Below are 2,943 nucleotides of genomic sequence, written 5' to 3' on the forward strand. Positions count from 1 at the left end.
GACCCCACCCTCGGGTGCGGGGCGCCCCCCCCCCCCCAGGGCGGGGGGGGGGGGGGGCTCCGCCGTACCCGAGCTGCCTGCGGCATCGCGAACCCCGGGACTCTGCCCGCTCACTGGTACGGGTCCTGTCACGGACTTGCGCACAGGAACCGCGGAGGATTGCCGAGTACACCGGAGCCACCGCCCCGAAAGGACGCGGCACATGGCCCGGGTGCCCGGGGTATGGGGCTGCGTCGCCAGCGCCCGGCTGGGACTATCCCAGCCGGGCGTCTGTGTGGATCAACTGTGAACCGGCCGGGCATAGCCGAACGTTGCACTCGGGGACTCGCCTTGCCGCAAGGCGCGCTTCTCGAACGCGTGTCCGTTGGCCTCGGCGAGCTCCTTGGCAGCGAGCCTGGCCTGCCAGGGCTTCGGCGTAGTCGGGTGATGTCCGGTTTGTGATCACGCGAGTCCGAGGAGTCCGAGTGGTCCCTGCGGGTCGCGGGCGTTACGGCGGAGGGCGGCGGCGATGTTCGCGACGCCGGTCCGCTTCACGGCGCCGATGGCCAAGTTGCGCAATGTCGCCATCGCGCGTGGCGCACTACCGGTCCGCAGCTGGGAGGCGTCCTCCGCGAACGTGGTGTCCCGGACGTGGTGCAGGACCTCGATGATCCAGTGGTCGCGGATCAGCCTCGCGAGATGGGCCGGGGTGGCCTGTTTGGTGGTGAGGCTGGTGACGACGTAGATGGTCTTGATGGTGATCCTGCCCGTCTTGCGGTCGGTGCGGCGACGCTTGATCTGGATGGCCTGCCGGGCGCCGGGGAACAGCAGGTTGTTCACCGTGGCGGCCTTGATCCGGCGGATCTCGGAGCGTCCGTGGCCGCTGTCCTTGGTGCGGCCCTGGAGCGGGATGTGCTTCCAGGGAAGGGACTTGAGCTGCTTGCGAAGGTTCTTCTGGTTGTCCTTAACGATCACGACGTAGTGGGCGCGTCGACCGAGGAGGTACTCGGCGTGCTCGTGCTGGGTGTGCATCGCGTCGCTGGTGACGACCAGGCCGGCAACGTCGGCGACGGTGTCCAGCAGCGGCTGGAAGCGGTTGATCTCGTTCGTCTTCTCACCGACGTCCAATTGGGCCAGGATCAGGCCGGTGGTGTGCTCCATCGCGGCGAGGAGGTGGATCTTGCGGCCATGGGCCTTGGCGGCGCCGCGCAGGCTCTTGCCATCCACCGCCAGGCCGCGCAGGTCGGCGGTCTGCGAGCCAGCGGCCGACGGCCCGATCGAGTGCGTCGGCGTCGATGTGGGCCAGCAGCCGGCGGACCGTCGATTCGGCAGGCAGGAGCCGTTCGGGCATCAGCGGATCGGGGCGGACGCCGAGGTGCTCCAGCACCTGGGCTGGGGCGTCGGCGATCCATTCGCCCACCGCCAGAAGCGAGGTCGCCCCGGCCAACACGGCGCACGCGGTCAGCGCGAGCACGGCGGCCAACGTGTGTCGCACCCCGCGCGGATCACGGGGGTCCGGCACCGCGGCCAGCCGCTCCAGCAGCCCCGGAACCTCGGCAAGAGCAACCTCGGGTTGCTCGCGGAGCTGGTCAAGGGTAGGCGAGATCAGAGATGATGCATCGACAGGCACGGTCTTCCACTTGGATCACGGGGCGTAGAGAACTCCATGATCTTGGAAGCCGTGCCTGCCTCACCCCGGCAACCGTCAGCGAGCGGGTCCGGCGGCGCGTAGCATCAGCCTGTGACGAGGACACCGAGGCCAGGAGCACATGGCCCCGTGTGCGGGCTCGATCAAGGATTCGCCCCCTGGGGTCCAGACGGACTGACGCCGTCGTTCGCAATCTGCAGCTGCTGCTTCATCGAGTTCGGCTACGAGGACGCCTCGAATGCAGGGGTCATGGCCGCGCGAGCTGCATGGATCGAGGCTGGCTGCCCTTGGCGTGGATCGGTGAGCGAACGCCCGGCAGCGTGGGATCCCCAGGCGCAACTGATCGACAGCTTGGAGCTGCCGTAAGGCTGGGTCTCGGGCTGGACGTCCGTACCCGTGAATGCCTCTCATCTCTTGAGGCCATATCCTTATGAATCGGACATCCTGCGACTTCGCCGAAGCCCTGCCTGGCCTGCAGGTTCCGTCCGCCGGTGACGCTGCAGCGGCCTCAATTGCTCCGCCGCTAACTGTCAGGAATGAGCTGATTTATGAAATCTGCACATCGTGGCCGAGTCGGCCATCAAAGTACATTACAATCCAACCGTGTCCTAGCTCTTTCGCCAGCTGTCCGGCGAGTGCATAGCCAGTTTCATAGAAATCTTCCTCGGATTCCTTCGACGGGAAGCCGGATGACGCCGGGTCGTCGCTGCAAAGGGTCTCATCGAATCGCGCCGACCAGGCATTCAGGTTGTCGATGAGATCAGGAGTCAATCCGAGCTCCGGGTCACCTGGAGAAAGATTGCCAGAATTCTCACAAGTAAGCCACAGTGGATAGCATCCATAATCTGCAAGGATGCGGATTTAATTCCCCCAAGACCCGTTTTTCATGCTCCAGTTCCCCTTGTGCCCGCACTCACGATGAATCCATTGTCACCTGCGGTTGCCGCCATTTTCCGAGTCTTCCCCTTGTAAGTCGACTCGTAGACTGGGCGGCCCTCCCCGGCGCCTTGAGAGCCCCGCCCAGGAGGCGCCATCGTGAAAATCGCGCCCCAAGAGCAACCGCCGACCCAAGCAGCTCGCCCAAGGCCTGTCGGCCACTAGCATCACCGGCGCGTGCGGGTTCGCCTGCACCGCGCTCGCCCGCCACGCCGTCGACAGCGCTCACCGTCCTCGCCTGCGGTCCTGCGCCATCGTCGCGTGCGGGGTCGCGTGCTCATGGGACCGATGATCCTCTGAACGACTCTCGCCGACGGGGCGGGGGGGCGGGGGCTCGCGAGCGGCGACCGCGGGCGCCCCGAGGAAGCGAGCGAGGACAG

General features: G+C 66.6%; 3 protein-coding genes. All 3 read right to left on the bottom strand.

Annotation, left to right across the window (positions count from 1 at the left end; genetic code table 11):
* Positions 1-441: 441 nt before the first annotated feature.
* The 3 genes from ACFWXO_RS18800 to ACFWXO_RS18810 all read right to left on the bottom strand — a co-directional run bounded on the left by ACFWXO_RS18800 (position 442) and on the right by ACFWXO_RS18810 (position 2,398).
* Positions 442-1,206, bottom strand: a complete 765-nt coding sequence (locus ACFWXO_RS18800; protein WP_380524963.1) for an ISAs1 family transposase — start codon at positions 1,204-1,206, stop codon at positions 442-444.
* Complete coding sequence (locus tag ACFWXO_RS18805) at positions 1,094-1,609, bottom strand: transposase family protein (RefSeq protein WP_380524964.1); 516 nt, start codon at positions 1,607-1,609, stop codon at positions 1,094-1,096. Before ACFWXO_RS18805 ends, ACFWXO_RS18800 begins: the two co-directional genes overlap by 113 nt.
* 564 nt (positions 1,610-2,173) lie before the next feature.
* Positions 2,174-2,398: a hypothetical protein gene (locus ACFWXO_RS18810; protein WP_380524965.1), complete on the bottom strand. Its 225-nt coding sequence runs from the start codon at positions 2,396-2,398 to the stop codon at positions 2,174-2,176.
* Positions 2,399-2,943: the final 545 nt, after the last annotated feature.

It is taken from the genome of Kitasatospora sp. NPDC059088 (genome assembly GCF_042738155.1).
Lineage (GTDB): Bacteria > Actinomycetota > Actinomycetes > Streptomycetales > Streptomycetaceae > Kitasatospora.